The organism is Pseudomonas sp. GW821-FHT01E10, from assembly GCF_059422365.1.
The window spans coordinates 91,957-109,365 of record NZ_JBWKWT010000012.1; the positions used below are offsets into that span (position 1 = coordinate 91,957).

The following is a 17,409-nucleotide window of genomic DNA, read 5'->3' on the forward strand; positions in this document are numbered from 1 at the left end:
GCACAGGCGCAGGCCTCATGACGGTTCTGGTTACTGGCGCCGCCGGTTTTATTGGGTATCACACCGTCAAGCGTTTGTGTCAAGAAGGCCTTGAAGTCGTCGGTATCGACAATCTCAACGACTATTACAGCGTAGAACTCAAACACGCACGGCTCAAAGAGCTTGAATCCTTGCCGGGCTTTCGTTTCCAGGCCTTGGACATCGTCGACAAACCGGCCTTGATGGCCTTGTTCAAAGAACATGCTTTCACCGAGGTTGTGCACCTGGCCGCCCAGGCGGGTGTTCGCTATTCACTGGACAACCCGGATGTCTATGCGCAGTCCAATCTGGTGGGCTTTCTGAATGTGCTGGAAGCTTGCCGGCACCATCGCCCCGCGCATTTGATCTATGCCTCGAGCAGCTCGGTGTATGGCACCAACAGCAAAATGCCGTTCTGTGTCGAAGACGCCGTCGATCACCCCATTTCGCTGTACGCCGCCAGCAAACGCGCCAATGAACTGCTGGCGCACAGCTATTGCCACCTTTATGGCCTGAAGGCCAGCGGCCTGCGCTTTTTCACCGTTTACGGACCTTGGGGGCGCCCCGACATGGCGCTGTTCAAGTTTACCGAGGCGATCCTGAAAGGCTTGCCGATCGACATCTATAACCATGGCCAGATGTCGCGCGATTTCACCTATGTCGACGACATCGTTGAAAGCGTCGCCCGCCTGCGCTCCAAGCCACCGGTGCCGAACGAGCCGGGCGCTGGCGTAAACCGGATTTTCAACATCGGCCGTGGCCAACCCGTGCCACTGCTGGAGTTTGTCGACTGCCTGGAATCGGCGCTGGGCATCAAGGCCCAACGCAATTTCATGCCGCTACAGGCAGGCGATGTGATCAAGACCTGGGCCGACATTTCGGCGCTGGCCGAGTGGGTCGATTTCCGCCCTCAAGTGGCGGTTGAAACTGGCGTAGCGGAATTTGTGAAGTGGTATCGCCACTTCTATCAGATATAAAACGTTAGCCCTTGATAAAAATAGACCAGGGAGCAAGGGAGAGGACTCTATGAGCCAAGACATTTTTGTATCTGTATTGATTCCAGCAAAGAATGAAGCAAACAACCTCAAGCCGTTACTTGAGGAAGTCCACGCCGCATTGAACGGTGAGGCCTACGAAATTATTGTGGTGGACGATGGCAGCACCGACTCCACCCTGCATGAGCTGCGGCAGCTGAAAAACAATGGCCTGGACGCGTTGCGCATCCTGCGCCATGAGCGCTCGCTGGGGCAAAGCACCTCCCTCTACCACGCGGCAATCGCCGCCCGGGGGCAATGGCTGGCCACGCTTGATGGCGACGGTCAAAACGACCCCGCGGACATCCCCGGGATGTTGGCGCTGGTGCGCGGTGAAAAGGGTCTGGTCGACGTTCAGCTGGTAGCCGGGCACCGGGTCAACCGCCGCGATACCGCAAGCAAACGCTGGGCTTCGCGTTTTGCCAACGGGCTGCGTCGCCGCCTGCTCAATGACGATACCCCGGACACCGGCTGCGGGCTGAAACTGATCGAACGCGCGGCGTTTCTGCGCCTGCCGTACTTCGACCACATGCATCGGTACATTCCCGCGCTGATCCAGCGTCACAACGGCCGAATGATCGTCCACCCGGTCAACCACCGGCCCCGCACCGCGGGTGTGTCCAAATACGGCAACATCGACCGCGCCCTGGTGGGTATTCTTGACCTGTTCGGTGTGTGGTGGCTGATCAAGCGCACGCGGTTGAACACCAACGCGCAGGAGATCGAAGGATGAACCTCTCCCGCGAAACCCTGTGGCTAGTGGTCGGCTTCGCTGGCCAGATCGCCTTTACCGGTCGCTTCATCCTGCAGTGGCTGTATAGCGAGTACAAAAAACGCAGCGTGATCCCGGTGAGTTTCTGGTACCTGAGCATTGTCGGCAGCGCGCTGCTGCTCGCTTATGCCATTTACCGGGCAGACCCGGTGTTCATCGCTGGCCAGGCCTTTGGTTCCATCGTCTATCTGCGCAATTTGCAATTGATTGCCCGCACCAAACACCTGAAGGACTGAGCCATGCGTAAAACCCTGTCGCCCAGCATCGAATGCCTGGGCCTGGTGCTGCTTGCCTTGCTGTTGATCGGCGCTGGCCTGGGGCTGCGTCAACCGCAAAACGTCGACGAGGAACGTTTCCTCGGCGTAGCGCTGGAGATGCTGCACAACGGGTCATGGTTCATCCCTCACCGCGCTGCGGAGATCTACGGCGATAAACCGCCGGTCTTCATGTGGATGGTGGCGTTCTTCGCGTGGCTCACCGGCCTGCCCGCCCTCGCCCTGTATATTCCGGGGATGTTGTCGGCGGCGACGGTCACGGCCGTGGTCTACGACCTGGGCCGCCGGCTGTGGAATCAGCGCATCGGTCGAATAGCCGCGCTGTTGTACCTGGCCACCTATCAGACTTACAGCATCCTGCGTACCGGCCAGATCGACAGCCTGTTGATTCTGTTCACCTCCCTGGGCCTGTACGGACTGGCGCGGCACCTGCTGCTCGGGCCAGCCTGGCGCTGGTTTTACGTGGGCTGCGCCGCCATGGGCATTGGCATAATCACCAAAGGGGTCGGCTTCGTCCCGGCCTTGATGCTGATTCCGTATGCCTACGCGGTGCGCAAAAACTGGTCCGGCGTGGTGGCCATGCCCGGCCAGAAGCGCAAATGGTTCCTGGGCTTTCTGGTGGCGCTCGGGGCTATCGCGATCTGGCTGCTGCCTCTGGCACTGTCCATTGTGCTCAATGGCACCGCGGAAGAAGTCGCCTATGCGCGAGAAATCCTGCTGCGCCAGACAGCGGGACGCTATGCCGCCGCGTGGGACCATCGCGAACCGTTCTGGTACTTCTTCGTCAACGTGATCCCGCAATACTGGCTGCCGTTGGTGCTGGCCCTGCCGTGGCTGGTGCCGGCCTGGCGCAAGCAACTGCGCAAGCACGACGGTCGAGTGCTGGTGCTGTTGAGCTGGGTCGTGCTGGTGGTGCTGTTTTTCTGCCTGAGCACCGGCAAGCGCAAGTTGTACATCTATCCGGCATTGCCCGGTCTGGTGCTGGTGGCGGCGCCGCTGATTCCCTGGCTGCTCAAGCGCTGGTTCGGAAAACGTCCGCGCGGTATGCGGGTATTCCAGGCGCTGGTGGTGAGCTGGTTCGTTCTGTGGTTCGCCCGCGGGTTCATCGAGCCGATCAAGGAAGGTCCCAACCCCCACGAAGCGATCATGGCGCAGGCGGCGACCATGACCCACGGTGCCGAGCTGGTGCTGGTCGACTGGCGCGAGGGCCACTGGTTATTCGCCCGGCAGCCGATCGTGCATTTCGGGATGAGCAGTTCCTCGGTCGAACAAGCGGCGCAATGGCTACGCGAACACCGTGATGCCTACGCCCTGGTCCCGGACGAAGTGCTGAGCAAGTGTTTCAATCCCGAGGCCGCTCATGAGCTCGGCGAAACGTCTCGCGCGCAATGGTCGATCGTCGGCGCCGATGCCGATAACGGCCAATGCCAGCCCGGACAACCCAAAAAGGTCTATCGCTTCAGCTGGGACAAGGACAAGTCATGAGCAAGAGAGGGAAGCTGGGGATATTGTTCATTGTTGTATTGCTTGGCGCCTACGTGGTTTCTGCACATTTCATGGTTCACCAGCAGCTGTATGCGTACTGGAAAACTCTTTGGCATGGTAATCAGGCGCCCGATAAAAATATCTGGCTGCCGGACTATAAAGCCGTGATCCAGGCCAAGCCTGTCGCGGACATCACCAATCTGTCCGGCATCGCCTATGACCCGGACCATGATCGACTGCTGGGCATCACCAATGGTGGGCCCATGCAGATTGTGGCCATGAACCGCAACGGCGATCTGCTTGAACGTTACCCGCTGATCGGCTTCCAGGACACCGAAGGCCTTGCTTACCTGGGTAACGGACGCGTAGTGATCGCCGATGAACAGTTGCAGCGACTGTACGTCATCACCTTGCCGGACAGCCCTGGCCCGATCCATGTCGAGAACGCCCCGTTCGTTGCCATCGAGATCAACCTGAGCGAACACAACAAGGGCTTTGAAGGCGTGACCTATGATGCGGCCAATGACCGTATCTTCGCGATCAAGGAACGCGATCCGCGGCAGCTGTTTACGGTCACGGGCATGCTGGCATCCATCGGCAGCCCGTTGCAGGTGCACATCCAGGACTTGACCCACTGGATCGACCGTAGCGTCTTCGGCCTGGACCTTTCCGAGGGTTACTATGACCCGCGGACCGGTCACTTGCTGTTATTGAGCGAGCAATCCAGCAACGTGACCGAACTGGACCAGGACGGCAACTTCGTCAGCTTCCGCTCCCTGCTCGGCCTGAATGACCTGAAAAAAACCATACCGCAAGCCGAAGGCATGACCATGGACACCTCCGGCGAGCTGTACATTGTGAGCGAGCCCAACCTGTTCTATCGGTTCTCCAAGTCCAAAGCTGCTGTGGCGGAGAATCAGCAGAAGCCTTAATGGGTTTTGTGCTGGGTGGGCCGGCCTCTTCGCGTGCAGGCCTGATGCAGCACCAACACTGCGCTCTGAAATGGTCGAGTCGAGCCCGGCGATCCGGGATCGACTCGGCAGGTCTGCAAGTCCGTCTCCATCTCCAGATTCTTGGCTATATTCCAATTCGAGCCCCATACCACCGTTTCAGCACATTCAGAACTTGGGAGAGGACATGGAAAAGCCTACCTACGATGACCAAATCACCGGCCCAGAGGAACAGAAGGATCTGATTGTGCTGTTTCATGCCATGGGCGGCTCCGAAAAACAGCTGCAACATCTTAAGACTGCGGTTCTGCAAGCCTGGGAGCAGCGTAAAGCTCCAGCGCCGATTATCTTCATCCCTAACTTACCGATTGGAACCTTGTCTTTCGCGGATCCTTGCGACATCACGCTATCTGTAATGGAACAAATCGATGGGTTCTGGCAAAACTCGGAACACGGTTTTGCAGGTATTTACCTGATTGGGCACAGCATGGGCGCTCTGCTGGCACGCAAGGTTTATGTATGCGCCTGCGGAGAAACGCCGGAAGCGCCTTTTGAGCCTCAGCTAAAAGGTTCTGTAAAACGCCCGTGGGCTTCGCGCGTCAAGCGGGTGATCCTGCTTGCAGCGATCAATCGAGGCTGGCGTCTGTCCCCTCACCTTTCCTTTATTAATTTTCTGCGGTGGGGGGCCGGGGTTGCACTCGGTAACATGGTAATGGCGATAACCATGGGCCGATTAACGCCACTGGCCTTCACCACTCATCACGGTGCGCCCTTTTTGACACAGCTGCGCCTTCAGTGGATGGCGATGCGCAGGCAAGCCAAAAGTGAATCATCAACGTCTGCCATCACCGTTCAATTACTGGGTTCTACCGATGACCTGGTTTCTCCCGAGGACAACATCGACCTTGTCGCCGGCGATGACTTCTATTATCTCGACGTGCCCAAGTCAGGCCATGTCAACGTGGTCGACGCCGATGACACCGCGGCGGGTCATCTACGGCGACAAGTGATCATCAAAGCCATCAATTCATCCCGGCAGGAACTCAGTGATTTATCTATCCTTCCGACAGACCAGAATCTGCCAAAACCCGACAAATCCATCACCGATGTGGTGTTTGTCATTCATGGAATCCGTGACCAAGGCTACTGGACGCAGAAAATCGCCCGACGGATTGTTGCCCTGGCTCGCCAACGGAACAAGATCATTGACCGTCATATCAACACCAATACTGTTGGGCCGACACCGCAAAAACAAATCATCAAAACCGAGACGTCCAGTTACGGATACTTCGCCATGCTGCCCTTTCTGCTACCCAGTATTCGGCGAAAACGAGTGGAGTGGTTGATGGATCGCTACGCGGAGAACAAAGCGGTCTACCCTGATGCCTCATTCTCCTATGTTGGGCACAGCCACGGCACCTATATGCTGGCCAAAGCCCTCAATACTTATTCATGTTTGCGCTTCAAACACATTGCTTTCGCCGGAAGTGTGGTGAACGTCAATTATGACTGGAAGACCTTGACCGGTTTGGGTCGGGTCAAACGTGTCGTGAACTTCGTTGCCAGTGCCGATTGGGTCGTTGCCATATTCCCCCGCACTTTCCAGATGCTCAGGTTGCAGGATCTTGGCAGCGCAGGCCATGACGGTTTCGAGCAGAAAGACAAAGAACTCTTCGAATCGGAATATGTGAAAGGAGGTCACAGCGCTGCGTTGAAAGAGGAAAACTGGGACGTCATCGCCTCTTTCATTCTTGATGGAAACAAACCCGCTGAACCCGATCTTGCCCGTGAAAGAAGCCCGTGGACTGTAGGGCTCGGACACTATGCACCTCAACTCATGCTGTTGGTGCTGTTCCTGGTTGTCTTGGGGGGATACTTCTTACTGACACCGTTACTGGCCATGGATCGTGGGCAATGGCACAGCGTGATTGCCTTCATGCTGTACGTGCTAGGAGTGTGGAAAGTGCTGACATGGTTTTGAAAAACCGCAGCATCTGACTAATGCCTGCCAGTTAAGTGAAGGCCAAGCCCCTCGCCACAGGTCTGCACTTGGTACGTCCTTTTCTTAACTGACCGGCATTAGCCCATTCGACCACCTATCGGACAACAAAAAGATCTTCCCGCCACTGCTGCCATTGAACGAATTCAGGAGCTTTAATGGTTGCAGGACTCCAAGCCAGCCCCCCCCCACTCCGACCAGAAACACGATGTCCAAGCGGGGCTGACACCTCGCACCCCACTGCGCACGCATCGGGAGACTCGTCATGAAAATCGTCGTGATTGGCGGTACCGGGCTGATCGGCAGGCAGCTCTGCAAAAACCTGCAAGACCTGGGGCATGAAACCCTGGTTGCATCACCCAGCACCGGCGTCAACGCCCTCACCGGCGAGGGCTTGCAAAACGCCTTGCAAGGCGCCGATGTGGTGGTCGACGTGGCCAACTCGCCCTCCTTCGAAGATGCTGCCGTGCTCGAGTTCTTCGAAACCTCCGGACGCAACCTGCTCGCCGCCGAGAAGGCCGCCGGGGTCAAACACCATGTCGCGCTTTCGGTGGTAGGCACCGAGCGCATGCTCGACAGCGGCTATTTCCGGGCAAAAATGGCCCAGGAACAACTCATCAAGAACTCAGGCATTCCTTACACAATCCTGCGGGCCACGCAGTTCTTCGAATTCATCGGGGCCATTTCCCACTCGGGCGTACAGGAAGGCGACACCGTGCGCTTGACCTCCGCCGCGTTGCAGCCGATTGCCGCAACCGATGTCGCGATGGCGCTGGCGAAAGTCGCGGGGCAAGCGCCGAGCAATAACACCCTGGAAGTGGCCGGGCCTGAGCGCTGGCCGCTGGTGGAGTTCGTGCGCTTGTTTTTGCAACACACCAACGACCCGCGCCAGGCCCAACCGGACGACACGGTCCCCTACTTCGGCGCGCCGATCGATGACCACTCGCTGACGCCGGGAGAGCACCCCATCGTCGGGCCGACACGCTTCGAAACCTGGCTCAAGAGCAATAGTTGAGGGGCCGTCGAGGGCCTAGGGGGCGTTCTCCATTAGTTTCCCCGCCGCGTTGTCGCCTTAAAGCGAGCCAGTCAAGGCGCAGGCTGCTGGGAATGATTGTTCCCTTTCCAAGGCCTGCAACGCAGGCTGGCCCGCTTTAAGGCACAACCCGAAGGGCCGGGAAACTAACGGAGAACGCCCCCTAGACCAACCGCTCGATCTTCTGATGCTGCCAGACCATTTTGTAGTACAGCGTCTGCAGCATCAGCATGCCCAGATACGCCACCGGAAACGCCATCCACACCCCTGGCAGCCCGAAGCGCGTATCCAGCAGATACGCCACCGGCAACTGCACCCCGACCACGCAAACGATCGACACCGCGACCGGCACCAATACCGTGCCGCTGGCGCGCATGATACCGCCGACAATCGCCTGAAAACCAAACACCAACAGGCTCCAGAGCATGATGTGCAACAAGTGCTCGGCCATTGCCCGGGTGGAATCATCCGTAAGAAACAACCCCAGCAACCAGTGCGACAGCAGATAACCCAACAGCACCAGGCCGCCGGTCAGGCACACGTTGATCAACAACCCGGTGCGCAAAATCTCCCCCATGCGCTCAAGGCGCCCTGCCCCGATCGCCTGCGCGCCAAGGATCGACGCCGTGATCGCAATCGACAGCGCCGGGAACTGCACGTAGTTGACGATCTGCGTCACCGCCCCGTACGCCGCCGTCGCCTGGGACCCGTGCTGGTTCACCAGCGCCAGAATCACCAACTCCGACAACGACAGCACCACCATCTGCAACCCGGTCGGCAGCCCGATGCGCAACACCTTGCCGAGGATGACCCTGTCGAGCCGCATCGCCGCAAACATCTCCCGATCCGGCGCCAACGGATGTCCCTTGCGAATCAACCGCCACGCCAGCCACCCCATCGCCGACAAGTTACCCGCCAACCCCGCCCACGCCGCACTCTGAATCCCCATCGGCGGGAGCCCCAACCACCCGAGAATCAACGCCGGCGTCAGCGCCAGCCCGACACACGTCGACACCACCAGCGCCAACAACGGCGACAGCGTATCGCTCACCCCACGCAGCAACTGCGTGAACAACACAAACACCAACAGCGACGGCAAAATCCACATCATCACATGGGCATACGCCACCGCATCGTCCAGCACATCCCCCGGCGTGCCCAACCCCTGCAATGCAGGCCGGGCAAACACACTGCCCAACACCGCCGCCACCAACCCGATCATCGCCCCCAACAGCAACGTCGAACCGGCGATGGCCTTCACCAGATGCGGCTCCCGGGCGCCCCAGGCCTGACCGATCAACACCCCAGCGCCCGCACCGAGGCCGATGACCAGGGCGATGAAGAAGAACACCACGGGGAACATGCCGGACACCGCCGCTAACGCCTGGGTGCCGAGCAATTGACCGATGTAGATGCTGTTGACGGTGCCAGACATGGCCTGGAGGAAGTTGGAGAGGACCATGGGGGCGAGGAACAGGAGGTAGGTTTGCCAGAGGGGGTGCTGGGGTTTGGCTGGGGTTTGCATTGAGGGTCCGTCTCGGGTGGGGGCTGGCGTTTTGGAAATTCTACGCTAGGGGACTGGGAATAACGCGGTCCTGTTTTGTGGATTTGGATGTGTAATGGCTGCTTCCGGGCTAGGCCGAAAGCGAACGATCGACGGATGAGTGAATCACGCCAGCTTTACATACGAGTCCTACGGCTGTGACTTGATGGATGTGATTGGCCGACGCTTGCGGGCGCAGGCTGCGGAGTAAATGAAAACGGGTGCTGACCGGCGCCCGTTTTTTTTTGATATGGCGTGAACGCTTTATCGCGATGCTGTACAGCTCCTGCATAGCGATAGGACTAATCCCTGGTAGCGATAAATCCCTACATCCCTTCAGTCAATCTGCTCGAACCGCCGCCGCTTCATGAACAATCCCATCCCTATCGCCACGGCAAAAACCGACAGCAACCCCAGATCAAACCCCAACAAGCGGATCTGACCTGCCACAACGCAGCCAACCGCACCCGCCGCCACCAACACCACTCCTAGCCACTTGCGTAGCAGATACGGTTTGAGGAATTGATCAAGCAGAAAGGACAACACCAAGGCAATGACCAATTGAGTAATTACGGACATGTACGTCTCCAGTCAGGTCTTGATGATCAATGTCGAAAGGGTGCGTTGCGGGCCGATACCGCCGTTGACCTGCGCCTCAATGCTGACCAGTACGTCGCCCGCATGGTAGGTGGGTAGGATTTCATTGGCATACGTGCGCACACCGGCGCCTACAGGTATTGCCACGTAAGAGGGGGCCACGGCCTTGGTGGCGGCAGTGAAAAATGCAACTCGCGCAGGCGTCCACGTTCGCTGTCGGTAAGGGTGATCTGCGAGACGTTGAAGACGATCCCGTGAATGCCCATGTATTGGAAAGTCCCTTCGAACTTCATCGCCCGCATCCTTTCGAGGCAAAGACGGCGATTCTCTACAAGGAGCGCATTGGATTCAAATCATTTCACCCTGCTGGCAAGGTGTGTACTCGGTTTGTCAGTACTTGAATGATGCCAGCGCCTTGTCAGGCACCCGTGTTGTTTTTTTCGAACCCGGCCAACACGCAGAGGTCGAAACCAGTGATGGCATCGCTACTGATCACAGGCCGCTGGCCTGCTTCATTCAAGGGCGAAGCCAGTAGCTCACACCACTTTAGGGTGCGCCGGATAATTTCAGCAGGCCCGGATTCTGCCGGGGCAAGTGCTGGCTGCTGCTGACATCCAATGCTCCCGTATTGGAGTACCTGACATGACTCAGTCAATGCGGTTCTTCTTATCGATCGTCCTTGCGACAGCTTCACTGGTATCGGCAAGTTTCCCGAACACCGCAGGTGCGGCAACTGCTGAGGATCTGAATGCCGACTCTCAGCAAGCGTTGCAAACTCTTTACAAGTCCACACCACTGGCCGAATCCATTTCGCACAATGCCAAAGCGATTCTTGTCTTCCCGAATATCGTCAAGGCGGGTCTTGTATTCGGCGGCAGCTACGGCGAAGGCGTATTGTTGAAGAACAAGAAAGTAGAGAATTACTACAACACCGTAACCGGGTCCTGGGGGCTACAGGCAGGTGCACAGTCGTATGCCTATGCGGTTTTCCTGATGACCGACAAAGCCGTGGACTATGTCCGTAAAACCAAGGGTTGGGAAATCGGCGTAGGCCCCACTGTTGTATTGGTTGATGCGGGGGTGGCGAAAAATCTGTCCAGCACGACGCTGAAGGGCGATGCCTACGCGTTCATTTTCGACCAGCAAGGGTTAATGGCTGGGGTCAGCATCGAAGGCACCAAGATTTCCCTGATCAAGCGTTAGAACCGGTCGTTTGGCGCTTGCGCGCAAGCGATGGAGCAAATAAAAACGGGCACCTGAAGGGGCGCCCGTTTTTTGTGTCCGCGATTGGTGATGCATCAGCCACCCTGGAGCGTTACTGCATGCTTTCGATCAAGACTTTCACCAAAACCACGGATCATCTCCAGCAACGACTTCACCCGCAGCGGCAGATTGCCGGCCGGGTACACCGCGTGCATCTGCGGGCTCTCACCGCTGCTGGAGGTGAGTTTGTACTCGGGACAGACCCGCAGCAGGCGCCCCGCTTGCACTTCGGGCTCTGCCAGCCAGTCCGCCAGGCGGGCAATGCCGAGGCCTGCCAGGGCCGCCTGGAACACCGCCGAACCGGAGTTGAAACGAAACTTGGGATGAGCCCGAACGCTGATGGCCTGCACCTCACTGCGAAAATTCCACTCTTTGAGAATCCGCGGCGCCGTGTGCAGGATCAGCGAGTGCGCCTCCAGCGCCTCGATAGAGTCGGGTATCCCGTGCCGCTCCAGATACTCGGGGCTGGCGTACAGATAACGTGAATAACTCCAGAGTGGAAAGCCGATCAGGTCACTGGATTGCGGATACCCGCCGCGAATCGAGAAGTCCAGTTTGCTCTTGGCCGGGTCGATGGTTTCATCGGTGAAAATCCCATCGACGTTCACGTCCGGATAACGCTCGGCGTACTGCGCGATCAGCCGGGGCAATACCCCGCGCCCGAGAAACTCGGGGGCGGAAAAGCGGACCCAGCCGTAGGCCTGGCCGCTGATGCCGGCCAGGTCTTCATCCGCCTCACGTTGCAGATCCAGCATTTTGTAGGCGTGGGGCAACAAGCGCTCACCCGCCTCGGTCAAGCTCACGGCATTGGAGGAGCGATTGAACAACTTGACCCCGACACTTTCCTCAAGGGCTTGAACGGCGCGGGTCAGCGCGCTGGGGGAGCGCCCCAGAGCACGTGCCGCCGCGACGAAGCTGCGCTTGCGAGCCACCGTCGCGAAGGCTTCAAGTTCCCCCAACATATCCAATGCCATGCGCCACCTCGTTGCACTTTTCACAACGTGGCATTGCAACACAAAAAAAGCGCTTTGGTTAACCTTCCGTTCAACCCCGGACTCTCACCCACCTTTCACCGTCAGAGCCTGATTCCATGATCGATATTGTCATCCTTTGCGTATTCGCCTTCTCTGCCGGCCTGATCGATGCGGCGGTGGGCGGCGGTGGACTGATCCAGATACCCGCGCTGTTCAACGTGCTACCCACGGCACAACCAGCGGCGCTGCTGGGGACCAACAAGGTTGCGGCAGCCTGCGGCACTGCATTCGCCGCCCGATCCTTCGTGCGCAAGGTGGTGATCAACTGGAGTCTGGTGATCCCCGCCGCCAGTGCGGCGTTTGTCATGTCCTTCTTCGGAGCGGCCACGGTGTCGTTCGTGCCCCAGTCGGTGATCCGGCCAGCGGTGCTGGTGTTGATCGTGCTGATGGCGATCTACACCTTCTGGAAAAAGGACTTCGGCGCCCTGCACAAGCCCATGCACATCGGCACCAAGGAAAAACTGCTGGCGATCGTCATCGGCGGCGCCATCGGTTTCTACGACGGACTGTTCGGGCCCGGCACTGGCAGCTTCCTGATCTTCCTGTTTATCCGCTGCTTCGCCTTCGACTTCCTGCATGCCTCGGCGTCGGCCAAGCTGGTGAACATCGCGACCAACGTAGCAGCGCTGATGTTCTTCATTCCGACGGGGAACGTGCTCTACCTGATCGCCATCCCCATGGCTGCATTCAACATCCTCGGCGCGCTGACCGGCACCTGGCTGGCGGTTCATAAAGGCGTGCCCTTTGTCCGGGCGCTGTTCCTGGTGTTGCTGCTGATCCTGATCGGCAAACTGTCCTATGACCTGTTCGTGTAAGCGCGTTTTCTGCCGCTACACTCAAGCGGAGCAAGGCATTTCACATAGGCATTACGCCATTTCCATCGTCTATTGAGAGTGAGTCGTTCATGAACCGTCGATTGCTCACCGCTTTCATCGTGATTTCTCTTTCATGGACAAGTGCACAGGCCGGCTACTGGAAGGATTCAAACGGCAATCCAATCCCGGACTCTGAATCAAGACGAACCATCGGGGAGTTTGGTGGCTCGCTATTCATCACTTCCGATCCCGATTGGGAGAAAAAGTGGAATACACCGGCCGAAACCACTCCAGTATTTACCGAAGCCAAAATAGTCACCCGAGGTGAAAGGATCTTCGCGCTTACGTTTTTTGCAAACCCGAAGCTCAATGCCAATCACGAAGCCAACATCACGTGCGATTTGAAAGCCACAAGGCCGAACGGTACAGAATCGATCAATCAGCGAGATGCCGTTTGTTTTCAAGGGCGTCTTAAAGGGGATCCGAACAACATGTATCTCGCCGCCCCCGTGATCGGTTTCATCGGTGAGCCTGACGATCCCGTAGGCGTCTGGACGCTGGAGATCACCCTCAAAGACAACTTGCGCAAGGTAGTCATGCCGCTCAAAGCAACATTCACGCTGAAGTAAGTGGTTCTTTACACCGCTGACCGCCGTTGTCAGCCTGGCTGTAGCGGCATAGAGCATCACTCCCAGCACCGCCAGATTGGCTGGGGTTGTCCACCACGTTTCAACCATTGTTGACGTCGATAGTCACCATCACGTCAATGAAGTTCTCATAAAAAATCCCCGGCGTAACATCCGCTCCATACCCAACCAATAACACCCCGGAGCACACCATCATGAAACGCCAAACCCTTCTCAGCATCGCTTTCTCGGTTTTTGCAGTAAACGCTTTCGCCGCTTCCCCTGCTCACCCGGTCGTCGCTGAAGGCGGCTCGGATCGCCTGATTGAAAGCCGCGTCGCTGAAGGTGGTTCGGATCGCCTGATTGAAAGCCGTGTGGCTGAAGGCGGCTCGGATCGCCTGATTGAAAGCCGTGTGGCTGAAGGTGGTTCGGATCGTCTGATCGAGAATCGCGTCGCTGAAGGCGGCTCGGATCGTCTGATCGAAAACCGCGTCGCTGAAGGTGGTTCGGATCGTCTGATCGAGAATCGCGTCGCTGAAGGTGGTTCGGATCGTCTGATCGAAAACCGTGCAGCATGAGTGAGTGGCTTTACCGCAACACTCGACCAAAGAACCCGGCCTCATCAGCCGGGTTTTTTCATGCTTTTTTTAGTACCCGACTACATCGATGCTCGCCCGAAGCAGTATAGATGCGGGTTTCAGCGAATTAGCGCCCGCGCTGAATCATCAACAACGACCGTCCGTAACCCCGCCCCGACGCCCTCTCACCCTTCGCTATTCTTAACCACACCGCGGGCACGGCTTGCGGCATCAAAACCAGGAGTAAGGATCCGGGTAAGGAGTGCGCCACTTCAAACTGAGTATCAAATAATGAAAATGCTACTGATGGTCGAGTTTCCCCATGAGCCTTTCAACGCGTTTGTCAGGTCGGGGAAGGTCGGCGAAATCATGAACCGTATCCTGGACACCATTAAGCCCGAGGCGACTTATTTCACTGAGCAAGATGGCATGCGAAATGGGATTTTTTTGATCGATATCGTGGATCCCTCCGAAATACCCGGGTATGCGGAACCCTTCTTCCTCAACTTCCAGGCCAACTGCAAATTCCGTGTGGTCATGAACCCGCAGGACCTGCAAAACGCCGGTCTGGAGGAACTCGGAAAAGCGTGGGCGTGAGGTTCGATCAATGAGCCGGGTGATGGCATCTGGATGTGCCTCACCCCGGTCGATGTCCTAAGCCGTAATGCGATCTGTAGCAGCTGCCGAGCTTGCGAGGCTGCGTTCGGCTGCACAGCAGTCGTAAGATCAGAACTTGCGGTGCATCAGGCAGACCGCGTCAGTCGGATTCACGACTGCTTCGCAGCCGAACGCAGCCTCGCGAGCTCGGCAGCTGCTACAAGGAATGCGCCGCAGCTGAAATGACTGAAGGCGCACTGCACTTACTGAACGGTTTTCAGCTTGACCACATCACCGGAGATTTTGGTGGTGTAGCCGGTCAGGACCCAAGCCCAGAACCAGTTTTCCTGCACTTGGGTGTTGATCATGGCATCGCCGCCCTTGGCTTTGATGGCCGCGTCCTGAGCGCGGATGAAGCGGTTGTTCTGCTGGATCGGGATGACGCCGAACAGCAGCAGGCCAGTGGCGGTCGCTTCACTGTGGCCGACAACGGTGTACTGGCTGCTGTCGTATTGCTGGGTCTTCATCGGGGTGCCGGTGCAACCCGCCAGAACCAGGCCAAACAGGGCTACGGCAACCGCTTTGCTGAGGTAATTCACTGTGTCACTCCATTAGAAATACCCGGGATCCATCTCTCGGGCGGCGCATACTCTAACGGATGAAGTGGCCCATTGATATCACTCAGCACTGAAAAAAGCGGATCGATAAGGCTCCGATCATTGCGGCTGAAACGTCTGCAGATAGGCCAACAGGTTTTCGATCTTTTCCGGATCGCTGAGGCCCCAGAAAATCATGCGGGTGCCGGGGACCACTGTTTTTGGCGCTTCGATGTAGGCGGTGAGAGTTTCGCGGGTCCAGACGACGCCTGATGATTTCATCGCGTCTGAGTACTGGTAGTCCGCCGTGCTGCCCGCAGGGCGCCCGAAAATCGCATTGAGTTGCGGACCAAAAAAACCCCGCGCCGAACTCCCTACCTGGTGGCAGCCGCCACAGATTCGCTTGAACAGTTTCTCGCCCGCCTCGGCATCGCCAGCCGCTGCTGCTTGCGTACTGAACAACCCCATGTTGAGCATCAAGGCCAAGGTGAGTACGACGGCGTTTTTCATGTTCGGCTCCAAATCAGGTGCGGCTGACAGCAAAAGCGGGTGGCTATTTCATCATGACTGGCGCCCACATCGAAGCCTTGAAGCTAATCTATAACTCTCTTTGCTCCATTAACGCCGCTGCAGGAGAGCCAGAATGAAATCCATCGTACTGGCGCTGGCTCCCCGTGATGATAATTAGAGTGCAAACGATGTCCGTCATACCTGTTGAAAGTCCTCTAGTAATGTTGGTTCCGGCTCACCCCGCCGACCTGGACAATCTTGTGGCCATTCGAATTGAGGCCATGCGCGAAAGTCTTGAACGGATTGGGCGATTTGATCCGATACGTGCACGTGAGCGTTTTATCAACGGTTTTGATTGTCGCAACACGCGTCACATTGAGCTGGCCGGTGAGCGAGTCGGTTTTATTGTGGTCAAGCCTCAGCTGAACGAACTGCTACTTGACCACTTGTATGTGCGACCGAATGCTCAGGGAACAGGTGTAGGTTCTGCTGTCCTCGAACAGATTTTCAAAGAAGCGGATGCCGCCGCGCTCCCTGTCAGGGTGGGCGCGCTCAAAGAGAGCGCTTCGAATCGGTTTTACATCCGTCATGGCTTCCAATTCGTCGAAAGCGGCGAGTTCGACAATTACTATGTTCGTCCGAACGCTGCGGCTCGATAAAAAGCGGATGCCACTCAACTCCCACTCGCTTGAAACTTCTTCCGGTAAGCCGCCGGCAGCAGGCCCACGCGTTGCTGGAAAAGCCTGCGAAATGAGTTGCTGTCCTCATAGCCCACTTTGTAGGTGATGCTGTCCAGGGTCATTCGTGTGGATTCGAGCAACTGCTTTGCCTTTTCCAGACGCAGTGTCTGCAGGTAGGTCAGCGGCGTGTAACCGGTGGCTTCCTTGAAGCGCCTTTTGAAGTTCCTGACGCCGAATCCGAATCGCTCGGCCATGTCATTGATCAGCAGCGGCTGATGGAAGTGATCTTCCAGCCACGCTTGAACCTGCAGGATTTCGCCATCCCCATGGTTCTTCGGCATCGACCACATGACATAGACCGATTGCTCGCTGCGCGCATTGTCGACCAGCAAGTATTTGCCGCACTTCTGCGCCAGCTCCAGTGATGCGAAGCGGCGGATCAGATGCAGCAACAGGTCCATGGCAGCCGTCGCGCCGCCGCTGGTGATTACGCGATTGTCCTCGCAGAGGATCTGCGCCGCCTCCAGACAGGCGTCTGCATACCGGCGACGAAAAAGATCGGCAAAGGCCCAGTGCGTGGTGGCACGAACGCCGTCCAGCATTCCCGCCTCTGCGAGCATGAACGTCGCCGTACACATGGAAGCCACGACGGCACCCTGCGCGTGCTGTTGACGCAGCCACTGCCCATAACCGGAAAATGCCGGCAAGGCGTCTTTCAGGGTAAAGAGAAACCCCGGGATCAGCACCAGATCGGTTCGGGTGATGTCGGCGATGGATCGGTCCACGCGCAGCGTTTGCCCTCCCCATGCGGCGACATCAGCGCCATCCAGCGAGGCGGCAACCACCTCAAACGGCGCACTGGCGGTATCGGCGAACAGGTTGGCGGCACTGAGCACCTCCAGCGCCAGGGTGGCGCTGGCGGCGGAGCATTGATCAGCCAGTAGCAGGGTGACGTGCATGAATCATCCAGATTGCGCTTTTCGCATGAAAAAAGTCATTTGTGC

Annotated in this window: 20 protein-coding genes; 13 read left to right on the forward strand and 7 right to left on the reverse strand. The window is 57.7% G+C overall.

Annotated elements, in window-relative coordinates:
• The first annotated feature begins 17 nt into the window (after positions 1–17).
• The 7 genes from AC07V0_RS20640 to AC07V0_RS20670 all read left to right on the forward strand — a co-directional run bounded on the left by AC07V0_RS20640 (position 18) and on the right by AC07V0_RS20670 (position 7,548).
• Entirely contained in the window at positions 18–995 is a 978-nt protein-coding gene (locus AC07V0_RS20640; protein ID WP_086945350.1) for an NAD-dependent epimerase, read from the forward strand.
• A gap of 49 nt (positions 996–1,044) precedes the next feature.
• Positions 1,045–1,785 (forward strand): glycosyltransferase family 2 protein, encoded by a 741-nt coding sequence (locus AC07V0_RS20645; RefSeq protein ID WP_018928219.1) that lies wholly within the window; start codon positions 1,045–1,047, stop codon positions 1,783–1,785.
• The gene (locus AC07V0_RS20650; RefSeq protein WP_018928220.1) at positions 1,782–2,060 is read left to right on the forward strand and encodes a lipid-A-disaccharide synthase N-terminal domain-containing protein; all 279 of its coding nucleotides are present in this window, start codon (positions 1,782–1,784) and stop codon (positions 2,058–2,060) included. The genes AC07V0_RS20645 and AC07V0_RS20650 overlap by 4 nt, the downstream gene beginning before the upstream one ends.
• Before the next feature lie 3 nt (positions 2,061–2,063).
• A complete protein-coding gene (locus AC07V0_RS20655; RefSeq protein ID WP_064616901.1) occupies positions 2,064–3,584 on the forward strand; it encodes an ArnT family glycosyltransferase in 1,521 nt (506 codons plus the stop codon).
• The gene (locus tag AC07V0_RS20660; protein WP_064616900.1) at positions 3,581–4,516 is read left to right on the forward strand and encodes an SdiA-regulated domain-containing protein; all 936 of its coding nucleotides are present in this window, start codon (positions 3,581–3,583) and stop codon (positions 4,514–4,516) included. The genes AC07V0_RS20655 and AC07V0_RS20660 overlap by 4 nt, the downstream gene beginning before the upstream one ends.
• A 205-nt stretch (positions 4,517–4,721) precedes the next feature.
• Positions 4,722–6,515 carry an alpha/beta fold hydrolase gene (locus tag AC07V0_RS20665; RefSeq protein WP_495019837.1) on the forward strand — a complete coding sequence of 598 codons (1,794 nt, stop codon included), beginning with the start codon at positions 4,722–4,724 and terminating at the stop codon, positions 6,513–6,515.
• A 283-nt stretch (positions 6,516–6,798) separates the two neighbouring features.
• Positions 6,799–7,548: an SDR family oxidoreductase gene (locus AC07V0_RS20670; protein WP_495019838.1), complete on the forward strand. Its 750-nt coding sequence runs from the start codon at positions 6,799–6,801 to the stop codon at positions 7,546–7,548.
• Between the two features lie 181 nt (positions 7,549–7,729).
• Here the strand turns inward: AC07V0_RS20670 and AC07V0_RS20675 are convergent, their stop codons facing one another.
• The 3 genes from AC07V0_RS20675 to AC07V0_RS20685 form a co-directional block, all read right to left on the reverse strand.
• The gene (locus tag AC07V0_RS20675; protein WP_064616898.1) at positions 7,730–9,091 is read right to left on the reverse strand and encodes an MATE family efflux transporter; all 1,362 of its coding nucleotides are present in this window, start codon (positions 9,089–9,091) and stop codon (positions 7,730–7,732) included.
• A gap of 354 nt (positions 9,092–9,445) precedes the next feature.
• Positions 9,446–9,688, reverse strand: coding sequence for a hypothetical protein (locus AC07V0_RS20680; RefSeq protein WP_258613428.1), 243 nt, complete (start codon positions 9,686–9,688; stop codon positions 9,446–9,448).
• Positions 9,689–9,700: 12 nt separating this feature from the next.
• Positions 9,701–9,853 carry a hypothetical protein gene (locus tag AC07V0_RS20685; protein WP_477745983.1) on the reverse strand — a complete coding sequence of 51 codons (153 nt, stop codon included), beginning with the start codon at positions 9,851–9,853 and terminating at the stop codon, positions 9,701–9,703.
• Positions 9,854–10,348: 495 nt separating this feature from the next.
• Here AC07V0_RS20685 and AC07V0_RS20690 point away from each other — a divergent pair, with 495 nt between their 5' ends.
• Complete coding sequence (locus AC07V0_RS20690) at positions 10,349–10,909, forward strand: lipid-binding SYLF domain-containing protein (protein WP_495019839.1); 561 nt, start codon at positions 10,349–10,351, stop codon at positions 10,907–10,909.
• Between the two features lie 95 nt (positions 10,910–11,004).
• Here the strand turns inward: AC07V0_RS20690 and AC07V0_RS20695 are convergent, their stop codons facing one another.
• On the reverse strand, positions 11,005–11,943 hold the full coding sequence (locus tag AC07V0_RS20695; RefSeq protein ID WP_495019840.1) for a LysR family transcriptional regulator: 939 nt from the start codon (positions 11,941–11,943) through the stop codon (positions 11,005–11,007).
• Positions 11,944–12,059: 116 nt separating this feature from the next.
• Here AC07V0_RS20695 and AC07V0_RS20700 point away from each other — a divergent pair, with 116 nt between their 5' ends.
• From AC07V0_RS20700 to AC07V0_RS20715, 4 genes are all read left to right on the forward strand, one after another.
• Positions 12,060–12,818, forward strand: a complete 759-nt coding sequence (locus AC07V0_RS20700) for a sulfite exporter TauE/SafE family protein (protein ID WP_019649478.1) — start codon at positions 12,060–12,062, stop codon at positions 12,816–12,818.
• Between the two features lie 89 nt (positions 12,819–12,907).
• Positions 12,908–13,447: a hypothetical protein gene (locus AC07V0_RS20705; protein ID WP_495019841.1), complete on the forward strand. Its 540-nt coding sequence runs from the start codon at positions 12,908–12,910 to the stop codon at positions 13,445–13,447.
• A gap of 212 nt (positions 13,448–13,659) precedes the next feature.
• Positions 13,660–14,022, forward strand: coding sequence for a hypothetical protein (locus AC07V0_RS20710; protein ID WP_495019842.1), 363 nt, complete (start codon positions 13,660–13,662; stop codon positions 14,020–14,022).
• Positions 14,023–14,313: 291 nt separating this feature from the next.
• Positions 14,314–14,619, forward strand: a complete 306-nt coding sequence (locus AC07V0_RS20715; RefSeq protein WP_018928234.1) for a hypothetical protein — start codon at positions 14,314–14,316, stop codon at positions 14,617–14,619.
• A 263-nt stretch (positions 14,620–14,882) separates the two neighbouring features.
• On the opposite strand, the gene AC07V0_RS20720 is transcribed toward AC07V0_RS20715, so the two are convergent.
• Positions 14,883–15,218, reverse strand: coding sequence for a hypothetical protein (locus AC07V0_RS20720; protein WP_018928235.1), 336 nt, complete (start codon positions 15,216–15,218; stop codon positions 14,883–14,885).
• A 117-nt stretch (positions 15,219–15,335) separates the two neighbouring features.
• The gene (locus AC07V0_RS20725) at positions 15,336–15,725 is read right to left on the reverse strand and encodes a c-type cytochrome (RefSeq protein ID WP_018928236.1); all 390 of its coding nucleotides are present in this window, start codon (positions 15,723–15,725) and stop codon (positions 15,336–15,338) included.
• A 188-nt stretch (positions 15,726–15,913) separates the two neighbouring features.
• On the opposite strand from AC07V0_RS20725, the gene AC07V0_RS20730 reads away from it, so the two are divergent.
• Positions 15,914–16,384: a GNAT family N-acetyltransferase gene (locus tag AC07V0_RS20730; RefSeq protein ID WP_495019843.1), complete on the forward strand. Its 471-nt coding sequence runs from the start codon at positions 15,914–15,916 to the stop codon at positions 16,382–16,384.
• Positions 16,385–16,398: 14 nt separating this feature from the next.
• Here AC07V0_RS20730 and AC07V0_RS20735 read toward each other — a convergent pair whose 3' ends face one another.
• Positions 16,399–17,364 carry a GlxA family transcriptional regulator gene (locus tag AC07V0_RS20735; RefSeq protein ID WP_495019844.1) on the reverse strand — a complete coding sequence of 322 codons (966 nt, stop codon included), beginning with the start codon at positions 17,362–17,364 and terminating at the stop codon, positions 16,399–16,401.
• Between the last annotated feature and the right edge of the window lie 45 nt (positions 17,365–17,409).

What these genes read in the sequence shown, in the direction of transcription:
- AC07V0_RS20640 (WP_086945350.1), top strand. Translation starts at nt 18, where the DNA reads ATGACGGTTCTGGTTACTGGCGCCGCCGGTTTTATTGGGTATCACACC.
- AC07V0_RS20700 (WP_019649478.1), top strand. Translation starts at nt 12,060, where the DNA reads ATGATCGATATTGTCATCCTTTGCGTATTCGCCTTCTCTGCCGGCCTG.
- AC07V0_RS20710 (WP_495019842.1), top strand. Translation starts at nt 13,660, where the DNA reads ATGAAACGCCAAACCCTTCTCAGCATCGCTTTCTCGGTTTTTGCAGTA.
- AC07V0_RS20645 (WP_018928219.1), top strand. Translation starts at nt 1,045, where the DNA reads ATGAGCCAAGACATTTTTGTATCTGTATTGATTCCAGCAAAGAATGAA.
- AC07V0_RS20675 (WP_064616898.1), bottom strand. Translation starts at nt 9,091, where the DNA reads ATGCAAACCCCAGCCAAACCCCAGCACCCCCTCTGGCAAACCTACCTC.
- AC07V0_RS20735 (WP_495019844.1), bottom strand. Translation starts at nt 17,364, where the DNA reads ATGCACGTCACCCTGCTACTGGCTGATCAATGCTCCGCCGCCAGCGCC.
- AC07V0_RS20670 (WP_495019838.1), top strand. Translation starts at nt 6,799, where the DNA reads ATGAAAATCGTCGTGATTGGCGGTACCGGGCTGATCGGCAGGCAGCTC.
- AC07V0_RS20715 (WP_018928234.1), top strand. Translation starts at nt 14,314, where the DNA reads ATGAAAATGCTACTGATGGTCGAGTTTCCCCATGAGCCTTTCAACGCG.
- AC07V0_RS20705 (WP_495019841.1), top strand. Translation starts at nt 12,908, where the DNA reads ATGAACCGTCGATTGCTCACCGCTTTCATCGTGATTTCTCTTTCATGG.
- AC07V0_RS20655 (WP_064616901.1), top strand. Translation starts at nt 2,064, where the DNA reads ATGCGTAAAACCCTGTCGCCCAGCATCGAATGCCTGGGCCTGGTGCTG.
- AC07V0_RS20665 (WP_495019837.1), top strand. Translation starts at nt 4,722, where the DNA reads ATGGAAAAGCCTACCTACGATGACCAAATCACCGGCCCAGAGGAACAG.
- AC07V0_RS20730 (WP_495019843.1), top strand. Translation starts at nt 15,914, where the DNA reads ATGTCCGTCATACCTGTTGAAAGTCCTCTAGTAATGTTGGTTCCGGCT.
- AC07V0_RS20660 (WP_064616900.1), top strand. Translation starts at nt 3,581, where the DNA reads ATGAGCAAGAGAGGGAAGCTGGGGATATTGTTCATTGTTGTATTGCTT.
- AC07V0_RS20650 (WP_018928220.1), top strand. Translation starts at nt 1,782, where the DNA reads ATGAACCTCTCCCGCGAAACCCTGTGGCTAGTGGTCGGCTTCGCTGGC.
- AC07V0_RS20725 (WP_018928236.1), bottom strand. Translation starts at nt 15,725, where the DNA reads ATGAAAAACGCCGTCGTACTCACCTTGGCCTTGATGCTCAACATGGGG.
- AC07V0_RS20680 (WP_258613428.1), bottom strand. Translation starts at nt 9,688, where the DNA reads ATGTCCGTAATTACTCAATTGGTCATTGCCTTGGTGTTGTCCTTTCTG.
- AC07V0_RS20695 (WP_495019840.1), bottom strand. Translation starts at nt 11,943, where the DNA reads ATGGCATTGGATATGTTGGGGGAACTTGAAGCCTTCGCGACGGTGGCT.
- AC07V0_RS20690 (WP_495019839.1), top strand. Translation starts at nt 10,349, where the DNA reads ATGACTCAGTCAATGCGGTTCTTCTTATCGATCGTCCTTGCGACAGCT.